This is a genomic window from Paenibacillus sp. UNC496MF (assembly GCF_900113915.1).
In the GTDB taxonomy this organism is placed as follows: Bacteria; Bacillota; Bacilli; order Paenibacillales; family Paenibacillaceae; genus Paenibacillus_Z; species Paenibacillus_Z artemisiicola.
The window spans coordinates 470,999-493,139 of record NZ_FORE01000004.1 but is presented as its reverse complement, the minus strand read 5'-3'; the positions used below and the strand labels follow the sequence as shown (position 1 = coordinate 493,139).

At 62.7% G+C, this 22,141-nt stretch carries 22 protein-coding genes and 2 riboswitches; of the genes, 2 read left to right on the top strand and 20 right to left on the bottom strand.

Annotated features, from left to right (window positions below):
• Positions 1-15: 15 nt before the first annotated feature.
• From BMZ79_RS02225 to BMZ79_RS02175, 11 genes are all read right to left on the bottom strand, one after another.
• Positions 16-744, bottom strand: coding sequence for an urea amidolyase associated protein UAAP1 (locus BMZ79_RS02225; RefSeq protein ID WP_090636161.1), 729 nt, complete (start codon positions 742-744; stop codon positions 16-18).
• Between the two features lie 47 nt (positions 745-791).
• Positions 792-923: riboswitch (guanidine-I (ykkC/yxkD leader) on the bottom strand.
• Between the two features lie 134 nt (positions 924-1,057).
• Positions 1,058-2,986: an LTA synthase family protein gene (locus tag BMZ79_RS02220; protein ID WP_090636159.1), complete on the bottom strand. Its 1,929-nt coding sequence runs from the start codon at positions 2,984-2,986 to the stop codon at positions 1,058-1,060.
• 23 nt (positions 2,987-3,009) lie between these two features.
• Positions 3,010-3,888, bottom strand: a complete 879-nt coding sequence (locus BMZ79_RS02215; protein ID WP_090636157.1) for a radical SAM/SPASM domain-containing protein — start codon at positions 3,886-3,888, stop codon at positions 3,010-3,012.
• 213 nt (positions 3,889-4,101) lie between these two features.
• Complete coding sequence (locus BMZ79_RS02210; protein WP_090636155.1) at positions 4,102-4,428, bottom strand: hypothetical protein; 327 nt, start codon at positions 4,426-4,428, stop codon at positions 4,102-4,104.
• Between the two features lie 110 nt (positions 4,429-4,538).
• Complete coding sequence (locus tag BMZ79_RS02205; RefSeq protein ID WP_371263619.1) at positions 4,539-4,844, bottom strand: DUF6509 family protein; 306 nt, start codon at positions 4,842-4,844, stop codon at positions 4,539-4,541.
• Between the two features lie 157 nt (positions 4,845-5,001).
• Complete coding sequence (locus BMZ79_RS02200; protein ID WP_090636152.1) at positions 5,002-5,685, bottom strand: DUF4166 domain-containing protein; 684 nt, start codon at positions 5,683-5,685, stop codon at positions 5,002-5,004.
• Complete coding sequence (locus BMZ79_RS02195; protein WP_090636149.1) at positions 5,682-6,698, bottom strand: DoxX-like family protein; 1,017 nt, start codon at positions 6,696-6,698, stop codon at positions 5,682-5,684. Before BMZ79_RS02195 ends, BMZ79_RS02200 begins: the two co-directional genes overlap by 4 nt.
• A gap of 152 nt (positions 6,699-6,850) precedes the next feature.
• On the bottom strand, positions 6,851-7,510 hold the full coding sequence (locus tag BMZ79_RS02190) for a response regulator transcription factor (RefSeq protein ID WP_090636148.1): 660 nt from the start codon (positions 7,508-7,510) through the stop codon (positions 6,851-6,853).
• Positions 7,511-7,520: 10 nt separating this feature from the next.
• Complete coding sequence (locus BMZ79_RS02185) at positions 7,521-8,825, bottom strand: sensor histidine kinase (protein ID WP_256252512.1); 1,305 nt, start codon at positions 8,823-8,825, stop codon at positions 7,521-7,523.
• Between the two features lie 17 nt (positions 8,826-8,842).
• Positions 8,843-9,370 carry a methylated-DNA--[protein]-cysteine S-methyltransferase gene (locus tag BMZ79_RS02180; RefSeq protein ID WP_090636144.1) on the bottom strand — a complete coding sequence of 176 codons (528 nt, stop codon included), beginning with the start codon at positions 9,368-9,370 and terminating at the stop codon, positions 8,843-8,845.
• Positions 9,363-9,962, bottom strand: a complete 600-nt coding sequence (locus BMZ79_RS02175) for a bifunctional transcriptional activator/DNA repair enzyme AdaA (RefSeq protein WP_090636143.1) — start codon at positions 9,960-9,962, stop codon at positions 9,363-9,365. Before BMZ79_RS02175 ends, BMZ79_RS02180 begins: the two co-directional genes overlap by 8 nt.
• A 164-nt stretch (positions 9,963-10,126) precedes the next feature.
• Here BMZ79_RS02175 and BMZ79_RS02170 point away from each other — a divergent pair, with 164 nt between their 5' ends.
• Positions 10,127-11,026: a DNA-3-methyladenine glycosylase family protein gene (locus BMZ79_RS02170; RefSeq protein ID WP_090636141.1), complete on the top strand. Its 900-nt coding sequence runs from the start codon at positions 10,127-10,129 to the stop codon at positions 11,024-11,026.
• 27 nt (positions 11,027-11,053) lie between these two features.
• Here BMZ79_RS02170 and BMZ79_RS02165 read toward each other — a convergent pair whose 3' ends face one another.
• Complete coding sequence (locus BMZ79_RS02165) at positions 11,054-11,275, bottom strand: cold-inducible protein YdjO-related protein (RefSeq protein WP_371263618.1); 222 nt, start codon at positions 11,273-11,275, stop codon at positions 11,054-11,056.
• A gap of 113 nt (positions 11,276-11,388) precedes the next feature.
• A riboswitch (guanidine-I (ykkC/yxkD leader) is annotated at positions 11,389-11,498 on the top strand.
• A 77-nt stretch (positions 11,499-11,575) separates the two neighbouring features.
• Between BMZ79_RS02165 and BMZ79_RS02160 the strand changes: the two genes are divergently transcribed.
• Positions 11,576-12,904, top strand: coding sequence for an APC family permease (locus BMZ79_RS02160; RefSeq protein ID WP_256252511.1), 1,329 nt, complete (start codon positions 11,576-11,578; stop codon positions 12,902-12,904).
• An 89-nt stretch (positions 12,905-12,993) separates the two neighbouring features.
• Here the strand turns inward: BMZ79_RS02160 and BMZ79_RS02155 are convergent, their stop codons facing one another.
• From BMZ79_RS02155 to BMZ79_RS02120, 8 genes are all read right to left on the bottom strand, one after another.
• A complete protein-coding gene (locus tag BMZ79_RS02155; protein ID WP_090637088.1) occupies positions 12,994-13,512 on the bottom strand; it encodes a glutathione peroxidase in 519 nt (172 codons plus the stop codon).
• 102 nt (positions 13,513-13,614) lie between these two features.
• Entirely contained in the window at positions 13,615-14,529 is a 915-nt protein-coding gene (locus BMZ79_RS02150) for a hypothetical protein (protein WP_256252510.1), read from the bottom strand.
• A gap of 25 nt (positions 14,530-14,554) precedes the next feature.
• A complete protein-coding gene (locus BMZ79_RS02145) occupies positions 14,555-14,848 on the bottom strand; it encodes a hypothetical protein (RefSeq protein ID WP_090636137.1) in 294 nt (97 codons plus the stop codon).
• Between the two features lie 118 nt (positions 14,849-14,966).
• Complete coding sequence (locus BMZ79_RS02140) at positions 14,967-16,283, bottom strand: deoxyguanosinetriphosphate triphosphohydrolase family protein (protein WP_090636135.1); 1,317 nt, start codon at positions 16,281-16,283, stop codon at positions 14,967-14,969.
• Between the two features lie 151 nt (positions 16,284-16,434).
• Entirely contained in the window at positions 16,435-17,718 is a 1,284-nt protein-coding gene (gene odhB, locus BMZ79_RS02135) for a 2-oxoglutarate dehydrogenase complex dihydrolipoyllysine-residue succinyltransferase (protein WP_090636133.1), read from the bottom strand.
• A 32-nt stretch (positions 17,719-17,750) separates the two neighbouring features.
• A complete protein-coding gene (locus BMZ79_RS02130; RefSeq protein ID WP_090636132.1) occupies positions 17,751-20,648 on the bottom strand; it encodes a 2-oxoglutarate dehydrogenase E1 component in 2,898 nt (965 codons plus the stop codon).
• A gap of 244 nt (positions 20,649-20,892) precedes the next feature.
• Entirely contained in the window at positions 20,893-21,381 is a 489-nt protein-coding gene (locus BMZ79_RS02125; protein ID WP_090636130.1) for a disulfide oxidoreductase, read from the bottom strand.
• Positions 21,378-22,100, bottom strand: coding sequence for a DsbA family protein (locus BMZ79_RS02120; protein ID WP_177221965.1), 723 nt, complete (start codon positions 22,098-22,100; stop codon positions 21,378-21,380). Before BMZ79_RS02120 ends, BMZ79_RS02125 begins: the two co-directional genes overlap by 4 nt.
• Positions 22,101-22,141 lie beyond the last annotated feature (41 nt).

Genomic DNA, 22,141 nt, shown 5'->3' with positions numbered 1-22,141 from the left:
CAACCTCCTCGTGTGTTAGCGGCCGGCCAGCAGCCGGTATTCCGCGGTGTTCTCGAACGCGCGACGGTTCTCGGCGCGGTGATGAAAGCAATCGTCCGTCGCCGGATCGAACGGCGGCGCCGCGGAGACGTCCAGCTTGACGGAAGCCGCAGGATAAGTCGTCCCCGGGTTGAGCGGATTCGGCGTGTTCGACAGCACGACGAGCACGTCCATGTCGGTGCGCAGCGTCACGGCCGCGCCTTCCCGGCAGTGGTCCGCGTCGTAGATGAGGCGCCCGGCGGGATCGCAGGACACCTTGGCGAACAGGTTCACGACGGGACCGAGGTCGCGGACGCCGAGGCCGCACCGCACGAGCTCGACCGCGAAGTTCTCGTAGCCGCTGCGCAGCCAGCCGTTGCGCATCGTCTGGTAGTCCGTCGCCCCGTACTTGGCATCGGTCGATTCGCGCGTCGTGAGACCGCCGATGGGATCGTGCCAACCGAGACCGTCTTCGACGATGCTCGCCAGCACGCGCCCGTTGTCGCTCATCAGGACGTTGCCGCGCGTCAGGCGGGCCGTATACTGGGCTTTCAGCGTATCGGGCATGTTGTAGCGCTCCGTCAAATCGTTCGCGTGAAACAGCGTCAGCGCCAGGTTGGCGTCCGGCTGCAGCGCCGTAAAGGTCAGCAGGCGGCCTTGCGCGACGATTCCGGACCATTTGTCCCCCGGCGCGAACGTCTTGCTCCACAAGGTTGAGCTCGTCATGGATAATTCCTCCTTTTGTCGTGAAAACAAAAAAGCCCGGGAGCATGATCTCCCAGGCTTTTATCCTTCCGTGTTATGCAGCCGCTAGAAGCCGAAGCATCCGCGTGCCGCACACCGTCTCTCGGACCAGGCTTGACGTCAAGAAAGCGAACGCCAACGGAACCCTAGACAGCTTTTTCGTTCTCAATAGCTAACATGAGAACCGATATGCGATTGTCAGTACCTGCCGTTGCTGCTCATTATAGCCGCGGCCTTCCCGGTCTGTCAATCGCTATGTCAGCTTTTATTACATATGGCTTGTTTGAGGCTCGGTTCAACGCTTCGGCAGCGAACGGACGTACTTGTCCGACACGTCCATCAGCTTCAGGATATAGTCGTAATCCTTGCGGTAGGGCGCCAAGTCCGTCACCGGCTTCAGCGTCCGCAGGTCGACGGCGGTGCCGTCGTCGAAACCTTTGCCCGGCACGAACAGGATCTTGTCGTTGAAGAACGAGCCGGTCGGCAAATAATAACGCGACCCGACGACGTTATGGTCGATGTTGAGCAGATCGTGACCGAACGCCGCGTAGTTCGCCTGCTCGAGCGAGATGCCGAGGAGGTTGGCGACCGTCGGCATGATGTCGACCTGGCCGCCGACCCGATCGACCACCTTGCCCTGCTGCTCGCCCGGCAGATGGATGATGAGCGGAATGTTGAAGCGCGATACATTCGGATCGTACGGAACGCCGAGCGCCTTCGTGACCGCGTTCGGATCGTTGTCGGTCGGCTGCAGGCCGAAATGGTCGCCGTACAGCACGAGCACGGTGTCTTCCCATAGGCCGCTTGCCTTAAGGCGGTCGATCAGCGTGCCGATCGCGTAGTCCGTGTAGTTGACGGCGAGCAAATAATTGCCGAGCTGCGTCCCCTTCAATTCGTTCGGCAGCGTCATCTTGGCGCGGTCCGCCGGCACGTCGAACGGGAAGTGGCTCGATACGGTGATCATCTGCCCGTAGAACGGCTGCTTGGTCTTGGCGATTTCGCCGAGCTTCTCGACGGCTACCCGGTACAGCTCCTCGTCGGAGGCGCCAAAGCTGTTGAAATGGTCGTTCTTGTAATACGGCTTGTCGTAGTACCGGTTAAAGTTGAGCGCCGCGTACAGCTTGTTGCGGTCCCAGAACGTCACGTCGTTGACGTGGAACGTGTCGGCCGCATAGCCGTTCTGCTGCAGCAGCCGCGGCAAGCCCGGCACGTTCCGGTCGCCGTAGCCGGTCGACATGGCGATCTTGGCGGTCGGGTAGATCGACGTGTTCGACATGAATTCCGCGTCCGACGTATTGCCTTGGCCGATTTGTTGGAAAATATGCGGGAAGTATAAGCTGCCGTCCGCCAGTCCGTTCAGCACCGGCGTAATTTCCTTGCCGTCCAGCTTCAGATGGATCGGGAAGTTCTGGAACGCCTCCATTTGGATGACGATGACGTTCTTCCCCTTCTGCGAGCCGAAGTAGGCGGGCGCGCCGCCCGGCTTGCCCTTGTACGGATACGTCGCCTGCAGGTCCTTCGCCTGCTTGACGAAATCCGCCGTGTTGCCCTCGGAGGCGATGCTGTTGTCCTTGGCGTCCTTGATGGCCGCGGACACCTGGTAATTCAGGAAGCCCTCGTCCTCCGCTTCGACAAGCTCGTTCTCGATCGGCATGCCGACATGGATGATCCGCGCGGACATCGCGAAGCAGAGAATGAACAGCGCGCTCAGCACGACGCGGTACATCGGGGTCGCCGCGGAGAGCGCCCTGCCCCGGCTTCCCCGCCGGACGGCCGCAGAGGCGGCGATCCAGACGACGAGCCCGATCAGCACGTCCGGGAAGAACCAATAATGGCTCCAGCGGATCGTCGATTCGACGCTGTCCTGGATTTTGGTAACCTGATGCAGCTCGTAGAGCGCGGTGTACGTCGGCACCGAGCCGAAGTGCTCGAAATAAACGGCCGACGAAAAAAACAGGAGCGATACGAGCAGGTTCAAGCTGCCGTACGCCCATGCTTTGAACCGGGCCGGCGTCGCGAGCTCCAGCGCGCACAAGAGCACGAGCAGCGCGGAAGCGTCGGCGAAGAGCCGGGGCCACTTAATCTCGCCGAACAGGAAGTAGCGCAGCAGCGCCAGCTTGGCGAGCAAGATCGCGATCGCGACGTAGAACAGCGGGACGCGGAGCTTCCGCTCGCCGCCCAGCCGCACGACCGCTTCGTTGGGACGTGATGTCGTATAGGCCATATATCGTTGCAACCTTCTTTCCTTCACATGCTGAACCGCTGCCGGTAGCCGCATTTGCGGCATAGCTCCTCGACCACCTCGCGGCGGGAAAAGCCGTCGTACAGGCGCTTCGCCCGCTCGCCCTCGATGATGTCCGAGAACGCGGTTTGATGGATGTTGCCGAGATCGATGACCCCTTCGCCGTCCAGGCAGCAAGGAATGACGGTGCCGTCCACGAGCACGCCCGCCTGATTGCGCAGGCCGTGGCAGAAGCCGCGGTTCTCGTCTTCCTTCTCCTTCAGGTCCGGCCACTTGAACTCGTGATCGTGGTTCAGGTAGATGCGGTCGGCCAGCTTGATGCCTTTGCCCCGCGTATAATGGTCCCGGATCCGGAAATCGAGCCCGAACGTCCGCTCGAGCTGGTCGAGAATCTCCTGGTTGCGCTGGCGCGCGACGTTCGCGGCGTTATCCTCCGTCAAATTCCACAGCCGCAGCGAGACGAGGACGTCCGACGCCGCGACGGCTTCCTTGGCGAACGCGAGCACTTTGCCGACGTAGCCTTCCTTGTCGACCGAGCCCTCGTGGCCGTCGAAGCTGTGCAGCGAGAAGTTGATCTGCCGCAGCGCCGGCTTGCCGAGAATTTTCGGCCCGGCTTTGTGGAGCAGCGTGCCGTTCGAGGTCAGGTTCACCTTGAAGCCGCGTTCGTGGGCGAGGTCGAGCAGCGTATCGATCTTGGGATGAAGCAGCGGCTCGCCCTTGACGTGAAAATAAATATGGTCCGCGTGCGGCCTGATCTGCTCCAGCGTCCGCGTAAAATCCGCCACGGAGATGAATCCTTTCGCCCGTTCCGTCGGCGGGCAGAAGGAGCAGGCCAAATTGCAGACGCTCGTGATTTCGATATAAAACTTTTTGAATTTCTTCATGCGCGATGCCCCGTTTCCTTCGTTCGGCCGGCGCCGGCCGGCGACAACATACCCTCCATTATAGGACGCCGGCGCGTGCGATGTCCACTTTCGGGCCCGGTTCTGCCGGTTATCGCCAGGATAGGCAACAATCGAAACGCAAAAAACAGGACCTTCGGCGAAGGTCCTGCGCGTAATCGGGTTTTAAGTTGGTTGGGAGCGCATTCAAGGAGGCTACGCGCGCTGCAGCAAATCGTGCATATCGTCTTTCGTCCGCTCGACCTTGAGCACGTCCTCGACGGTAATGTCGGTCTTGTTCTCGTTGCGGAACGTCGTGCCCTCGAGCCGGTAGCCGTTCGCTCTCGCCATCGAGTAGAACGCGCAAAGCTGGTTCGCGATCCGCACCGCCTGCTCCTTGCTCGCTGCCGCGTACAATTTGTTGCCGAAACTGAGCGGGTTGCTGTTGCTTTGAATGTTGACATGGAAGGCCTCGGCTTCGCCGTCCACCTGCTTCACCAAAATTTGATTGTTGTAACAGTTCAACAGATAATGGACTGTCATGTCATTCACCGCCTGATCACTAGGTTTCGGCCCGCTTATCCGCTTGCCGTACTCCTTATTACACGGGCCTCGCCCCCGTGAAACGCCGGCTGCCCGCGCCCGCTTCTATTCTATTCCTGCGACTCGGTGAAATGCGCCCCGCAAAACGATTCGAGCATCCGTTCTTCCTCGTCCTCCAGCTCGAAATCGTAGAACGCATCGTTGATCCGCTTGTACAGCTCGTACTTGACGAGACGCCCGGCATCCCCGTCGACGCGGTAGATGGCCCGAATGAACAGCCCTCCTTCAACGTACAGCTCGTCGTCCTCCGCGACGTCGATTTCCAGCTTGAATTCGTATCGTTCCCCGGCCAAGATGCCGAACGGATCCTTGATTTTCTCCACGGTATAGGCTTCGATCTCGATCAATTTCCTCACCCTTCCTGACTTCGTCGCTCCATTATACCGTTTTCTCCGCCGGGTTACGAATCGGCGCCGGACGCGTAGGATGGGAGCGCCCCCGAGGCGCGGGCGCATGGTTATCGCCGAAGCGTCGACGAGGCGGACAGGAGCGTTAACGGCGCGCGGGCGGGCGTTACTCCCGAAATTCCTCGCGCGTCGGCTTCGCCTCGCCGGGAACGCGCCGTCCCGCCATCGGCACCGTCGCGGCCCGGAACCAGCCGCCGTACCGGAAGACCGGCCCGAGCAGCGGATTGACGACATCGACCGTTATCCGGAAGCGGCCCGCCTCGTCGTCGTACCATTCGTGCACCTCCGCCCTTCCCGTCAGCCGCTCGGGGAAGCGGAACCCGAGCGGGCCTTCGTAGAAGCGCTGCTCGCCCGAGCGGATCAGGATGCCGCCGTGCGGCGACGCCGCCATCTCGAGGTCGACCGCCAGATGCTGCTTCGTGCCCAAATAATCGACGATGCGCCGGCGCTGCCGGCTGTAGATCATCGTCGCGTCGAACTTGCGGACGCCTTCCGGGAAGCGGAACCGGCGGCTCCACGTGACCGTCTCGCGTCCGAAGGCGTCCTCGTAGGCGTAGTTGGCGATCGTGAACGGAACGCCCTCGCCCGCCTTCGGGAACATGATATGGCGCGCCGTTCCGAGCCAGAGCGGCGCCGCCGCCCACTTGTTGTACCAGATGCGCTCCATGACGCCTTCGCCGATGGAGGCGACCCCGTCCCCGCTGCTGAAGCCGAACCGCTGGCGGATGCGCGGGTGCAGCTTCGCGAACTCCGCCCCGAGCGCGCGCTCGTAGATCGACGCCGTCGTCATCGCGCCCGCCCTCCCTTCGGCCGCGGACCGCGCAGGCAGCGTCCGGCAGCGGCAAGCTCCCGCGCCGTCAGCGCGGCGGCCAGGCTAAGCGCGGCCATGCCGACGCCGAGCAGCGCCGGATTGAACGGCGAGCGCAGCAGCGCGGGATCGCCGGCCGCGCCCAGCGCCGCGAGCAGCAGGAGCAGCGGCGCCTGCGCGGCGAGGAACCGCCCGCGGCGGTGCAGCGGCAGCGTGGCGAGGCCGAGGCCGGCTTCGCCAATGCCCAGCAGCAGCGCCGCGAGCGGCTCGCGGCCCTCCGGGATCCAGCCCGTCGCCGCCAAGATCGCGAGCTCGCCGGCGTCCGGGAACAGCAGCTTCGGCAGCAGCCCCTGCGCGAGCCACAGACAGGCGAGCGTCCCGGCGCAGGCGTAATGGACGACGGCCTGACGCAGCGCGACCCGCGGCGGAATGCCCGCTTCGAGCCATAGGCGGAGGGCGTCGAAGCTCCATGCCGTGGCATAACCGAACAGCGGGCGGAACGCGAAGCGGTCGAACGCGCGGCCGAGCGGACCGAAACGCGTCCGGTAGTCGTATTGCGTGATGAACCGGATGCCGCCATCGCTTCCGTCATTCTTTCTGTTAGGGCAGCTGTCCTCGCTTCCCTCCTCGGGCTCTTCGCCTCCTCCGGCATCCCGGCCCCGCTTCGGCGGCACGTATTTCCAATACCCCGTTCCCCGGCTGATCAGCGACAGCGGTTGGCCGGAGCCGAAAGCCAGCGCGGACAGCCGCACGCCGCTCTTCGGGAACCGCGCCGTCCGCGACTCGCCCGTGCCGGCGATCGCGAGGCCGAACCCGATCCGCGTGGCGTACGTGAACCTTTGCGGCGCTTCCGGATTCGGACGGGGCAGGTAAGCGATGTCGGTAAACCGGAGATCCCACTGCCGGTGGAGCTCCGGCTTCTGCGTATGGTTCCACAGCGTCTCCATATCGGTGCGGATGGTCGTTTCGACGTAAATCGGTTTGCTTCGCCGCATTGTCCTTCGTCAGCTCCTCTCAAGGCCAAGTATAACGGCATACGCCGGGCCTCGGGCAGAACCAACTTTCATGGAACGCGCGGCGAAAAGGGTACTAGAATTTCTAGTACCCCCGTTTCCGGTTGCGTTCCTTCGACCCGCTTAACGCGGCTTCACATCTGCGGATTCTCCGGCCCGTCCGGCTTCTCCGGGGCGAGTCCGATCCGCTTCACCTTCTCCACGGCTTCCTTGCTGCTGCGGACGCCGAGCTTCTTCAGCATCTTGTTGACCTGGTTCTTCAGCGTGCTCTCCGCCTTGAACAGCTTGCGCTCGATCTGCGGCTGGGTGTAGCCCGCCTCGATCAGATCGAACACCTCGCGCTCCGCCGCGGTGAGCGGCTTCAACTGCTCCTCCCGCTTCAGCCGGGCGAACTCCTTCAGCAGCGCGTCCATCGGCGCCGAATGATGGTAAGCCGCGCGGATGGCGTGCGGCAGATGAAGATAGTTCGTCTTCTCGATATAATTGACGGCGCCGGCCGTGAACGCCTTCGTCATGACCGACTCCTCGCTCATCGACGTCAGCATGATGATCTTGGCCTGCGGCGCGAGCCCGTGAATCTCCATCGCCGCGTAAATGCCTTCGAGCTTGCGGTCGGTCAGCTGGATGTCCATGAGGACGACGTCGAATTCCAGCGTGCGGGCGAGCGACGCCGCCTCCGCCGCGTTCGTCGCGGCGCCGACGACGAGCAGGTCCTCCTCCCGATTCAGAAAAGCGGTGATGGCCTTGATCCAGCCGGGATCGTCCTCGACCAGAACTACGCGGATCGCATTCATGTCCGTACGTTCATTCCTTCCGAAGTTGTTTCTTGCGCGGGAACGCCAGCGTCACGCGCGCGCCGCGTCCCGGTTCGCTGCTCACGGCGAGCGTCCCGCCGCTCAGCAGCATGACGTTGTACGCGTAGGACAAGCCGAGCCCGTAATTGTCGGTGCGGCTCTTCGTGCTGAAGAACGGCTCAAGGACGCGCCGCTGCAGCTCCTTCGGAATGCCTGGCCCGTCGTCCGCCACGGTCAGCAGCACATGCCGTTTGTTCCCCTCGAGCGTCAGCCGGAGACGGCCGCCCCGTTCCATCGCCTCGGCCGCGTTCGCGATCAGGTTGCCGACCGCCTCCCGGACGTGGACGGCGTCCAGCGTCAGCACGGGGCGTTCCAGCACGCCGAACGAGACGGCGATTCCCCGTGCTTCGAGCTCGTCGGCGCATCGGGCGAGGCAGTCGCGGACGACGGCTTCCAGCGCGTGCGGCTGCTCGCGCAGGACGATCGCCTTCGTCCGCCCGTGAATGCGCGTCACCATATCCAATAAATGCGCGGAGGATTGCGAGATGATGGCGAGATGCTGCCGCGCTTCGTCGTCGGCGTCCGGCAGCCGATGGCCGAGATTGAGCGTGCTGAGCGAGATTTTGCCGATTTCGTTCTTGATCGTGTGATTGAGCATCGTCGTGCCCGAGCTGACGGCCTCCATCGTCGCGTCGAGCGGATCGCGTTCGAGCCGCAGCTTGACGCCGAGAAAGCCGTACATGAAGACGCACAGGAGCGCCATGGCGAGCGAATAGATGACGAAGACGGAGATGTACGCGAAGAAGTCGAAGTCCGGCTCGATCGCCCGGGCCACGTTGATGAACGCGAGGGCCGCGAGCACGGTGGGCACGATGATCAGCGTCGTCAGGAGCCGGCCGCGCCTGCGCCGCGGGTCCGCTTCCGTCAGCAGCGCGCGCAGCAGCACCCAGCAGGAAGCGGCGTAATACGGCCCCACCCAGCACAGCAGCAGGCCGAAGTCGACGCGGATCGCCGGCTCCAGCGGCGTCACGGCGAGCGTCGCGGCGGCCGGGATCAGCAGCGCGGCTTGCAGGAGCGCGCGAGTCCTCCGGCGCTTCGGCCACTTCTCGGCATGGGTCAGGCTGAACGCGAGAATGCCGTACGGGGTCCACGTCTGATTGACGTACACCGCCGCGTCCGCGATGCGCGGCAGGCCCGCCTCGCGCAGCGTACCCTCCAAGCCGCCGACCGCCGCGCACGCCAGGAAGAACGCCGCCCAGCGGTTCGCGCCGCCGCGCGGGTTCGCCAGCAGCAGCACGGCCGACGCCGCCGACAAGGCGAAGAAGTAGAAAATCACGACGTCGCCCGGAGCGCTCCTTCGCGCCGGAGCAGCTCCGCCTTCATCGCCATGCCGGCGCGGAAGCCGGTCAGCGTGCCGTTCTTCCCGAGCACCCGGTGGCAGGGCACGAAGAGCAGCACGGGGTTCGCCCCGATCGCGCCGGCGACCGCCCGCACCGCGGACGGACGGCCGAGCCGCTCGGCGACGTCCGAGTAGGCGCGCACCTCGCCGGACGGAATGAGCCGCAGCTCCTGCCAGACGGCTTGCTGGAACGCGGTGCCCCGCAGATCCATCGCGACGTCGGCATCCCGCGCGCCGTCTTCCAGGTAAGCGCGGATCGCCGCCGCGTAGGGAGCCATAGCCGCGTCGTCGCGCCGCGGCTCGGTTCCCGGGAGCTGCCGGGCGGCCCAGCCGGCCAAGTCCGCGTAAGCGGCCCCGGGGGTGCCGATGTAGCACAGTCCCTTGTCGGTGGCCGCGATATGCATGCGCCAATCGCCGCTGTCGAGCAGCGACCAATACAATTTGCCGTCGAATTTACTCATGAACGTCACCGTCTTTCGAATGGTTCGGCGCGCGATGCGCCAGTCGGTATTGCGTAGGCGTGCAGCCGGCGGCCTTCTGGAACGCGGTCGCGAAATGCGCCGCGTTCGGCATGCCGACCTCGCCGCCGACCGCGGCGATCGCGGCCGCGGATTCGCGCAGCAGCGTCTTGGCCGCCTCGATGCGCACGCGCAGCAGGTAATCGGCGGGAGACTGGCCCCGGACCCGCTTGAAGGTGCGCTGCAGGTGGTACGGGCTGACGTGCTGCTGTTCGGCCAACGCATCGAGCGTGATCCGCTCCGGATAATGCGCGCGGATCGATTCCGCGATGGCGTCCACCCATTCCTCGTCCGGAAGCCGCAGCCCGTCCGGCTTGCACCGCTTGCACGGCCGGAAGCCCGCTTGCGCCGCCTCCGCCGCGGTATTGAACACGCGCACGTGCTCCCTCTTCGGCGCCCTCGACTTGCAGGACGGCCGGCAAAAAACGCGCGTCGTGCTGACGCTGTAATAATACTTGCCGTCTTGCGACGCATCGCAATCGACGATCGCGGTCCACTGCGCGTCCGACGGCGTCTCGTTCGGTTGAACGGCCACGCGCCTCACCTCCACAACGCAAAGTATACCCGCTTTGCCGGCCGGATGTAAGCCTGCTTGAATGGAAAAGCAAGATTGCGAAAGGCGCCGTCGCCGCGTTTTATGGTACAACTAGTACAGAGAGCGGAGAGCAAGCTCCGCCCGACGAGGGAGGCTTCGAACGCATGGCAGCCAGCATAACCATCGAGACGCCGGACGTCTTCGATTTCGCGCCTATCATCGATTACTTGAACCGCTCCGCCAACGAGTGCCTGTACGAAGCGGACGCCGCGTCCGTGACCCGGCTCGTGCCCGCGGGCGGGTCGCCCGCGCTGGTCCGGCTGTCGGCTCGCGCGGACGGCGCGCTGGCGGCGGAATTCCTCGCTCTGACCGGGCCGCCGGACGACGCGACGGCGAGAGCCGTCACCGCGTACGTCCGCGATTGGTTCGACATGGACCGGGATTTGAGCGGCTTCCTGGCGCTCGCTTCCGGCGACGAAGTACTGGCTCCCGCGGTCCGGCGTTTCCGCGGCCTGCGCATCGTCGGCATCGCCGATTTGTTCGAGGCGCTGTGCTGGGGCATCATGGGGCAGCAGATCAACCTGACCTTCGCCTACACGCTCAAGCGCCGCTTCGTGGAACGGTACGGCGCTGCCTTCCGGTGGGACGGGCGCGCCTACTGGACGTTCCCGGCGCCGGAGCGGATCGCGGCGATCGATCCCGCCGAGCTCCGCGACCTGCAGTTCACGGGGCGGAAAGCCGAGTACGTCGTCGGCGTCGCGCGGCTGATGGCCGATGGCGCCCTGTCCAAAGCAGGCCTGCTCGCGCTGCCCGATTGGACGGCCCGGGAGAAGGCGCTCACCGCCATACGCGGCATCGGCCCGTGGACGGCGCATTACGTGCTGATGCGCTGCCTGCGCAATCCCGGCGCGTTCCCGCTCGAGGACGTGGGCCTGCACAACGCGCTCAAGGCCGCGCTCGGCCGCGAGGAGAAGCCGTCGCTCGCCGAGATCAAGGCGCTTGCCGCGCCATGGGGCGAATGGAAGGCGTACGCGACGTTCTACCTCTGGCGTCTCCTGTACTAAAACGAAAAAAGCCGCCTGCGCGGCGGCTTAAAAATCGAATTCCGATTTCGGTTTTTTCGGTTGTCGTTTGATTTTGTTTTGCACGGCCGGCAAATGCCTCATGCTCCGGTGCATGGGGCCTTTGCAGATCGGGCAGCTTTGCTCGCTCTCGGCGAACTCCTCGCGCACCCACGCTTTGCACTCCGGATTTTTGCATTTCCAAATCTTCGTCGGAATCAATTTCGGTTTCTCTTCTTCGGTGGTCGCCAACTTGTAAGCATCCTTTCCATTCATCGCGCATGATCTGAAGTTTAATAACTTTTCATTTGACGTCTGCGTTCTTCGTGTTATATTATCTAACAAGAAAAACCGAATTGCATACGAAAATCGTTTTCTAGGGTTCCGCGGCGGCAGTTAACCTGACCGACGGCCTGGTCCGAGAGAAAACGCACGGCGGCCGCCGTGTGCACGGAGGGACAAAAGCCCGGGAGGATATCAGTCGACGCGATATCTCCCGAGCTTTTTTATTTTAGCCACCATCGGAAAGGGTTGCTGCGCATGAGAGAGCAAATGAAGCTTCAACAGACGCTGTCGCTGTTCCAGGTCGCGTTTCTCGGACTCGCCTGGATGACGCCCATGATTTATTTCTCCATTTACGGCATCGCGTACGATGCTTCGTCCGGCATGCTGACGCAGGCCTATCTGCTCGCGTTCGTCGCCATCCTGTTCACCGCGTACAGCTACGGCTTGATGGCCGTCGCCCATCCGACGTCGGGTTCCGCCTACACCTACGTCAAGAAAGCCGTCCATCCGTATCTCGGCTTCCTGGTCGGTTGGGCGCTGCTGCTCGATTATCTATTCTCCCCCATCATCGCCTGTCTTACGTTCGGCATTTACATGCATGCGCAATTTCCGGCCGTTCCCGCCGCGGCGTGGATCGTCGGCATCAACCTCGCGGTTACGTTGGTGAACGCGAAGGGCGCCTCCTTCTCCGCGAATTTGAGCAAATGGATCGTCCTGCTTCAAATGGGCTTCATTGCGCTCTTTTGCCTGCTGCTCGTCCGCCATTTGCCTTCGCATGGCGATCCGCTCGCGCCGCTGCTGCAAACGCGCGTCCCTCTCGACGGAGTCTTGTCCGGTGCCTCCGTGATCTGCTTTTCGTTCCTCGGCTTCGATTCCATCACGACGATGGCCGAAGAGACGAAGAACGCCCGGAAAACGATCCCTCGCGCAATCGCCTTCATCATTATAATCGCCTGCGTCCTATATGTCACACCGTCTTATTTGACCCAGCTCGATTTTCCGGGCGTCCTCTCGTTCGCGGACCTCGATTCGGCCGGCCTCGAGATCGTGAAAATGGTCGGCGGCGCCGCGCTCGGCACCGTGTTCATCGGCGTCCTGCTGCTCGCGATCTTCACCCAAGGCGTCTCGTCCGTCTCGAGCGCGTCCCGGCTCATGTACGTCATGGGCCGCGAATCGATCCTGCCGGCGCGCACCTTCGCGTACGTGCATCCGAAGCTGAAGACGCCGCTCGCCAACATCCTGATCGTCGCGATCGTGTCGCTGCTCGCGCTCGTCATCCGGCTGGACACGGCCGTCAAATTCGTCAATTTCGGCGCGCTGACCGCCTTCTTCTTCGTGAACGCGTCGGTCGTCTGCCATTACTTCGCCAAGGAGCGCCGCCGCTCCCTGACCGGCACGCTGCTGTACCTCGTTCTGCCGGCCGTCGGCGCCGGCTTCATCGCCTGGCTGTTCCTGCTGCTCAGCAAGGACGCGCTGATCATGGGCCTCGTCTGGCTCGCCGCCGGCATCGTCTACAACGCGCGGAACGCCGCGTTCGTCAAGAGCCTGCTCGGCCGCAGGCGCGTCGGCCGCGCGGAAGCCCCCGGGCGCCGATAAGGCGGCGGCTCGGCGTACGGCGGCGGAAAACGCAAAAAAAGCACCTGAACCAGCAGGTGCTTTTTTGTCTTCATCCGCGATTCGACCGTTCAATCGTTGACGGTATTGGAAGCCGCGCCGAGGCCGCCCGTCTCGATCAGGCTGCGCAGGTCGGGTTCGATGGCCGAAGGATCCGTCGGAGCCGGATACTGCTTCAGGACGTTGCCCTGCCGGTCCACGAGAAACTTCGCGAAGTTCCAATCGATGTCGCCCGCATGGTACGGCGCCGGCACCGCGTCGACAAGGTACTTATAGAGCGGATGCGCGTCTTCGCCGCGCACGTCGATCTTGGCGAACATCGGGAACGTCACGTTGTAATTCAGCTCGCAAAACTGCGCGATCTCTTCGTTCGTACCCGGCTCCTGGTTCTTGAATTGATTGCACGGGAACCCGAGGACGACGACGCCTTCGTCCTTGAACGTCTCGTAGATGTGCTGCAGCCCCTTGTAATGCGGCGTCAGTCCGCAGGCGCTCGCCGTGTTGACGATCAGCAGGATGTTGCCCTCGTACGGCTTGAGCGTCGTCGGTTTGCCGTCGATCGTCGTCACTTCAAAATCGTAAATAGACATGCTCGTCCCTCCCGAAATCGCGTTGATTTCATTAAATTGCATAAAATCATTATAGCCGAACGCGCGATCCGGGAGCAAATCCGATTTCGGGACGGGAGCCGGTCAGCCTTCCCGTCCGATGGCGAGCTGCAGCTGGCTCGCGAGCTGCTCCGCGTCCTCCCAGACGATCGGCCGCACGCCCGCCGGCTTGTCCGACGCCGAAGCGGAGCTGCAGGTCCAGGTCACCGGGATCTCGTTGCCGAGCGCGTAGCCGGCGTACATCCACGTCTCGGCCTCCGGCGCCGAGATGTCGGCGATGAGCATCTTGCAGGTAAGCACCTGCTGCAGCGCCTCCTGCATGGACTTGCCGTCCGACGGGCGTCCCTCTTCCCGCTCCACCAGCTTGGGCGAGTAGCCGAGCTGGATCAAGCGCGGAAACACCGTGTTCATCCACTCCCGCGTCATGTCTTCCTCGCGTTCCGGAAGCAGCACGAAACAAGGCTTGAGCGCCTTGCCCGATGCGCTGGATTCCGCCTCCAGCCAACCCTTCTCCGTCAGCCGGAACGTCGAGCCGATCCGCTCGATCAGGCCCTCTTCCTTCAGCTTCTCGGCGATGTACACGAGCTCCTGCAAATTCATCGAATACGTCAAGTTGAAGCTCTGCGCGAACTGATTGATCACGACCGGCTCGCCCGGCCCTCCCGCATGGCGGTGCAAGTACCGCAGCAGGCGCAGCCCCTTGTCCTCGGTCGTCAGCGGCACGAGCGGCGACTGCAGGATCTCGTCCTTCCCGTCGAAGGAGACGATGACCGTCTCCTCGCAGTCGCTCTTCTCGCGGATGTAAGCGGAGATGATCGGGAACATGCTCCTCTTCTCCCCGTAGGACAGCTGCCTGAACGGTTCGTAGCTGCCGTCCTTCAAGCCGTAAGACGCGCTCGGCGAGCATAGGCAGTTCATGTACCATTCGCTGCCGCCTTTATGTTTGACCTGTACGAGCGAATCGCAGAACAGGCATCGTTTCTGATCCAAAACTTCCATGAATGCGTTCATCCTCCCTTTGTCTCTATGAAGGATTCGGATCGTCGGCTCCGTTAAAGGGTGCCGGAGCCATTAAGCTTTTCTCATGTTTGATGTACCCCGTTCCGATCGATCCGAAGCGCTCCGAAACCGTCCAAATGCTGCCAGTCCAGACGATGGCGTCCCCCGCCTTGGCGTCCGCCGCCACCTTGTCCCGCGGCAGCCGCAGCGTCTTGGCGCCGATCGCCGCCGTCACGCCGTCCCCGCCGGCTTCGATCACGATGCCGACGCGCCGGACGACGCAGCTTGCGCCTTCGCCTTCGTTCGCCGATTCCCGCATCCCGCTTGCCCGCTCCCTTCGCAAGAAGGACGACCGCGCCGAAGCGCCGATCGTCCTTCGTCTGTCCTTTTAAGCCGCGCCGAGCCGCGGTATCGCTTCCCGCGCTTCCCGTACGCGATCAATCGCGCTCATAGATCGAACCCGACCGGCTCGCGTAAAATTCCGCGTACACTTTCTCGGCATACGCGTCGGTCATGCCCGCGATGTAATCCGCCACCATGCGCTCCCACGGCCACTTGCTGCGCTGCCGCTCGTAGCTCTCCAGCCAGTCCGGCGGGATGATGAGCCGCCCCGTCTCCGGCGTCCGGAAGCTGTCCCACAGCCGCTGGATCATGATCTCGCTTCGCTTGTGCAGCCGCTGCACGCGGAAGTCCTTGATGAGCGTCACCCAAGCGAGCTTCTTCAAAATCTCCATCGTCCGCAGCAGCTCCAGGTCCTGCACGCCGTCGCGGATGAACGTCACGCGCTTCCAGCCGGTGACGGGATCGTCGATGATGCCGACGCCGCTGACGAACTTGCGCACCCAGCGCGCCTTCATCTCGCGCCGCGTCCGGGACGGCTCCCGGCCGCACTCGACGTAGACCGTCTCCCACTGCTGCAGGTAGTGATGAAGCGCTTGACGCACCATCTGCATCATGTCGACTTCCTCCCAGTGCATGACCGCGTTGCCGGGATCGTCGACGATCTCCTGCATGACGCTCGCCACGAGCCGGTCATCCTCGAACAGGCTGGGATTCATCTGAATCTTGCCGGCGCGAATCCCGTCCTCGATGTCGTGCGTCGAGTACGCGATGTCGTCGCACAGGTCCATCAACTGGGCTTCCAGCGTCGCGACTCCGTCCGGCATGCCCCACGCTTTGCGGAGGCCGGCGATGCCCTCCCATTCCATGCCGTAGACGCCCTTGAGCCGTCCCGGATCGTCCAGGCAGAACGGGTACTTATTGATCGCGAGCAGCACCGCGGCCGTCAGATCGAGGCCGCTGTCGCTTCCCGCGCGCTTCTCGAGGAACATGAGGATGCGGAAATTTTGGGCGTTGCCCTCGTATTTCATCCCGCATTCCGCCGTCAAAATCTCGTTCAGCACTTCCTCGCCCTTGTGGCCGAACGGCGGGTGGCCGAGATCATGGGCGAGCGAAGCGACCTCCACGACCTCGGGGTCCATGACCAGTCCGGGATGCTCGCGCCGCGCGAGAAACGGATTCGTCTTGCACAGCTTGCGCGCCACCTCCCGGGCGATCTGCGATACCTCCAGCGAATGCGTCAGCCGCGTCCGGTAATAGTCGCCGGACCCGGCGCCGAACACCTGCGATTTTCCTTGCAGCCGGCGGAACGCCGGCGATTGGATCAAGCGGGCGTAATCCTTCTCGAACTCGTCCCGGTCCTCGCTGGAGTGGATGTTTTCGGAGTCAAACAACCGCATCTTGCGTACGTTCACGTCTCATCCGCCTCCCTTATTCGTTTGTTCTTATTTTATGTAGAACGTTCGCGAATAGCAATAAAAAAACCTCGCAAGCTGACGATCCAGGACAGATGGCCTGACGTCGGCTTGTGAGGTTTCGGTTAGGTGAAAGTTGCTATTCCAGCAATTAACCTTCCAGCAGGAGCGATTCCGGATCTTCCAGCAGCTGCTTGACCGTGACGAGGAAGCGGACCGCTTCCGCGCCGTCGACGATCCGGTGATCGTAGGACAGAGCGATGTACATCATCGGACGGTTTTCCATCTCGGTATCGTTGATCGCGACCGGACGGACCTGGATTTTGTGCATGCCCAGGATGCCGACCTGCGGCGCGTTCAGGATCGGCGTGGAGAGGAGCGAGCCGAAGACGCCGCCGTTCGTGATCGTGAACGTGCCGCCCTGCAGATCGTTCAGCGACAGCGTGTTGGCGCGGGCTTTGGACGCGAGCTCGCCGATCTGCTTCTCGATCTGCGCGAAGCTCAGACGGTCCGCGTCGCGCACGACGGGCACGACGAGGCCTTCCTTCGCGGATACCGCGATGCCGATGTCATAGTACTGCTTGACGAGGATATCTTCGCCTTGGATTTCGGCGTTCAGCAGCGGGTACGCCTTCAGCGCGCCGATTACCGCCTTCGTGAAGAAGGACATGAAGCCGAGGCCCACGTCGTGCTTCTCTTGGAACGCTTGCTTGCGGCGCTTGCGCACGTCCAGGATCGCCGTCATGTCGACTTCGTTGAACGTCGTCAGCATCGCGGCCGTGTGCTGCGCTTCGACGAGGCGCTTCGCGATCGTCAAACGGCGGCGGGACATCTTGCGGCGCTCGGCCGGCTTGCCGGCTTCCGCGGCAGGCTGGGCCGGCGCGGCAGGCGCGGCGGGAGCCGCTGGCGCCGTCGGGCGCGTGCCGTGCGCTTCGATGTCGGATTGGCGGATGCGTCCGAGCGGATCGACCGCCTGCACTTGCGACAGGTCGATGCCGCGCTCGCGCGCCAGCTTGCGCGCGGCCGGCGTCGCCGACGCCGCGGCGTCGGATGCCGGAGCCGGCGCGGATGCCGCGACCGGCGGCGACGCCGGCACGGCAGGCTTCATTTCCGGCTGCTCGGCTGCCGGCTGGCTTGCGGGCGCTGCAGGCGCCGCGGAAGCGGCCGCAGGCTGGCTAGGCGCGGCGGCGCCGGAGCCGGAGCCGCTGCCGATCATGCCGATCGTTTCGCCGACGGCGACGGTGTCGCCTTCGGCGCGCAGCAGGGACTCGATCGTGCCCGCTTGCTCGGCGCTGATTTCGATGTTGACCTTGTCCGTTTCGAGCTCCGCCAGCACGTCGCCGACGTTGACGCTGTCGCCGGCTTTGACATGCCATTTGGAAATTGTGCCTTCTACGATGGATTCGCCCATTTCGGGTACTTTGATATCACTCATGGCTCGTTCTCTCCTTGCCTGATTCGCTGGATTTAATTTTGCTTGCTGCGGTTAAGCGCGACGGATACGATCCGCTGCTGTTCGATAGTGTGGATGTAGTGGAAGCCGCTCGCCGGGCTGGAGCGTTTCGGACGGCCGATGTAGCGGACCGTCGTGCCGGCTTTGACGCGCGCGCGAATCCGCGGCTCGACGTAGTTCCAGGCACCCATGTTTTGCGGTTCTTCCTGTACCCAAAGCACTTCTTTCACGTTCGGATACCGCGCGATGATTTGCTCGACGTCGGTTTTCGGGAACGGATAGAGCTGCTCGACGCGCACGATGTGCAGCCAGTCCCAAGCGTCGGCGGCTTGTCCGTCCTTCAGCTCGAGCGCCGCTTCCAGATCGATCGCCATCTTGCCCGTGCAGAAAATCAAACGCTCCACCTTGTCCGCTTTCTTGCCGAGACCCGGCTGCTCGAGCACCAGCTTGAAGGAGCCGTCGCTCAGCTCGGCCGGATCCGAAGCGACGCTCGGGTTCCGGATAAGGCTCTTCGGCGCCATGACGATAAGCGGACGCGCTTCGTCGGTGCCCAGGATCGATGCCTGACGGCGCAGCAGATGGAAGTATTGCGAAGCGGACGTCATGTTGACGATCGTCAGGTTGTCTTCCGCCGCGAGAAGCAGGAACCGTTCCAGCTTCGCGCTGGAGTGCTCCGGCCCATTGCCTTCGTAGCCGTGCGGCAGCAGCATGACGAGGCCGGATTTTTCCTGCCATTTCACGCGGCCGGCCGTCACGAATTGATCGATGATGACTTGGGCGCAGTTCGCGAAGTCTCCGTACTGCGCTTCCCAGATGACGAGCGTTTCCGGCGAGAAGACGTTGTAGCCGTATTCGAAGCCGAGCACGGACGCCTCGGCGAGCGGGCTGTTATGGACGGCGAACGACGCCTTCGCCTGCGGCAGCGTGTGCATCGGCGAGAACGTCTTGTTGTTCTCGACGTCGTGCAGCACGATGTTCCGGAACGCGAACGTGGCGCGCTCGGAATCCTGGCCGCTCAGACGGATCGGCGTGCCGTCGGACAGAATCGTGGCGAACGCCAGCGCTTCCGCTTGGCCCCAGTCGACCTTGCCGCCTTCGTTCAACGTGTTCGCGCGGCGCTTCAGGATGCGATCCAGCTTATCGTACACCTTGAATCCTTCCGGCCATTGCAGCAGCGCTTCGTTGATCTGCGCCAGCTTCTTCAGCGGCACGCCGGTCACGGTGTCCTTCTTGCGGCGCTTGCTGCCCACTTCGTCGGCCTTCGGCTGCTTATAGGCTTTATCATTTTCTTTGACTTCATCCAGCGCCGCCTGCAATTTCGCGAGGCCTTCGCGGCGAAGCGCCTGAACTTGCTCCTCGGTCACGAAGCCCTTCTCTTTCAGGCGCTCGGCGTATATGACGGAGGCAACCGGATGCTTGCGCAGCTTTTGGTACAGCAGCGGCTGGGTCGTTTCCGGGTCGTCCGTCTCGTTGTGGCCGTGGCGGCGGTAGCCGATCATGTCGATCAGGAAGTCCTTGCCGAATTTCTGGCGGTATTCGCACGCCATCCGGACCGCGGCGATGCACGCCTCCGGGTCGTCCGCGCTGACGTGCACGATCGGGATTTCATACCCTTTCGCCAAGTCGCTCGCGTAATACGTGGAACGCGAGTCCTTGCTCTCCGTCGTGAAGCCGAGGCGGTTGTTCGCGATGATGTGGATCGTGCCGCCGTTCTCGTATCCGGCCAGCTTCTTGAAGTTGAGCGTCTCCGCCACGATGCCTTCGCCCGCGAAAGCCGCGTCGCCGTGAATGATGATGGCCGCGGCGCTGCCGAAGTTCGCGACCGGGTAGCCCGGCTTGGAGCGGTCGTCCTGCGCCGCGCGCGTGAAGCCCTCGACGATCGGATTGACGTATTCCAAGTGGCTCGGGTTGTTCGCCAGCGTGATGCGCGTCTCGACCGTCTCGCCTTCCTTCACCGAACGGTGGGCGCCCAGATGGTACTTCACGTCGCCGGTATAGCCGATGTTGATGCCGATCGCGCCTTCGGACGGGAACAGGTCCTGGTCCTTGTTCGGCGAATGGTGGAACTCGGAGAAGATCGCCGCGTACGGCTTGCCGAGCACGTGCGTCAGCACGTTCAGCCGTCCACGGTGCGCCATGCCCATCAGAATATGCCGTGCGCCGTCATGAGCCACTTCTCTCACGACTTCGTCCAGCATCGGCACTAAGCTATCGGTTCCTTCGATCGAAAAGCGCTTCTGCCCGACGAACGAACGGTGCAGGAACGTTTCGAATTGTTCGACGTCGATGAGGCGCTGCAGCAGCGCGATGCGCTCCTTCGCGGTCATCGGCTTGGAAGCCATGCCGATCTCGGCTTGGCGGCGAAGCCAGAGGCGTTCGTCTTGTTCATGGATATGGGCGAATTCGAAGCCGAACGACTTCGTGTACACGTCCCTCAGGTGTTGAATCGCTTGCTTGCCGTTGCTGATGGATTCCGGCGCTTCTTCCCAGATCAGCGAGGCGGGAATGCCCTCGAGATCGGCGTCCGTCAGCTTGAACGTGGCCGGCTCGATCAGGCGGGTGTCCGGCGCCGGCGTCAGGCCGAGCGGATCGTTGTCGGCCGCCAAGTGACCGAACGTGCGGATGTTCCGGACCAGCTTCCCGGCGTCGACGATTTTTTTCAAATAAGCGGGGTCGACCGTCTTGATGCTATTGGAACCGTCCGTCGTTACCTTCAAAGGGGGAAACACGTTCACGTTGCTGCCGGCCGAGACGGACGGCGGCGGTCCCCACTTCTCGAAAGATTCTCTAACGGCGGGATCTACGTCGTCAGGATTGCGCAGGTATTGCTCGTACATTTCTTCAATGTACCCCAGGTTGGGACCGTAATAGAGCTCCCAGGGCGACTTGCGGTCATTGCTGTCTGCTGTCATTAACGGCTACCTCCATCAAAAGTAAGTACAACGGGAACAAAAAAGTCCTTCTTATTACATTAACCCGTCATAGCGTTCATCCATACATGATACCAGAACTAAATGGGAGGAACAAATAAAGCGACAAATCTCCTCATAATCTTCATATTTACATCCCGAGGATTCGACAGCGCTGGGAGATTCCGTAAAAAAAGACTGCCCGCGTCCAAGACGCTGCGGCAGCCTTTACCTGTTTGACCTGCGTTTAACGAGCCGGCAGAACCTGCTCTTCGTCGTCCGTCTCGTCCTCTTCGTCCGGCGCGCCTTGCTTCAGGCCGTTCGCGAGCAGCGCGGTGATCAGGATGAACGCGATGAGCGCCAGGAACGGAATCGTGACGTAGCCGCCGAACCAGTCCAGGTAATCCTCGCTGCACGGCACGCCGACCGTGCACGGCAGCACCTTCGCGAGCGCGGGTATCTGCTGCTCCAAGTAGTGATACAGGGAGATGCAGCCTCCGATCACGGACAGAGGCAGCACGTAGCGGATGATTTTGCGGTCCTGGTTATAGCACGCGATGCCGAGCAGAATGACGATCGGATACATGAAGATCCGTTGATACCAGCAGAGATTGCACGGAATGAATTTCATGATTTCGCTCAAGTAGAGGCTGCTCCCGACCGCGACGATCGAGACGACCCAGGCGAGATAAAGCGCGTAGCGGCGGAAGAACCCCGGAAACGGCGACGTCGTCATTCGGACGCGTCCTTCAGCGCGTCCTCGATGGCCGTCTTGATCGCGCCGTAATCGGCGAAGCTGCCGGTAAATTCCTTGCCGTTGATGAAGAGCGTCGGCGTCGACCGCACGTTGGCCTTGATCGCGGCCGAATTGTTCGCGTTCACTTCCTTGATGTACGTCTGGCCGTCGATGTCCTTCTTCAGCAGATCCGTATCGACGTCGATCGCGTTATCCTTCGCGAGCTTCACGAGATAGTCGGGCGTCGCCCAGAGCGTCTTCTCGTCGGGCTGGTTCTTGTACAGGGCGTCGTAGTACTTCCAGAACGCGTCGTTGCTTTGGTGGAAGACGGAATGCGCCGCCAGCGCGGCGGTCGTGGAGTCCGGCCCGATGAACGGGAAATCCATGAAATAGAGCGCAACCTTGCCGGTCTCGACGTATTCTTTCTCCAGCACCGGCTTCACCTGCTGGCTGAAAATCTGGCAGGACGGGCATTTGTAGTCGCCGAACTCAACGATCTTGACCGGCGCGTCGGTCTTGCCGAGCACGGGGAGGGCGGCGTAATCGAAGTCGGTCGGATTCGATCTCGGCGTGAAGATCAGCGCCGCGACGATGCCGAGCACGACGACGATCGCGGTCCCCCAGATCAGCTTCCTCATCGTCTTGCGCTGTCGTTCCATCCGCTCCTGCTCGGCCTTGCGCTGGCTTTTGTAGGCGGACTTTTTGATCGGTTGCGTCATCGGTTCCCTTCCTTTTCTATCAGTCTACTCAAATTGTAAGA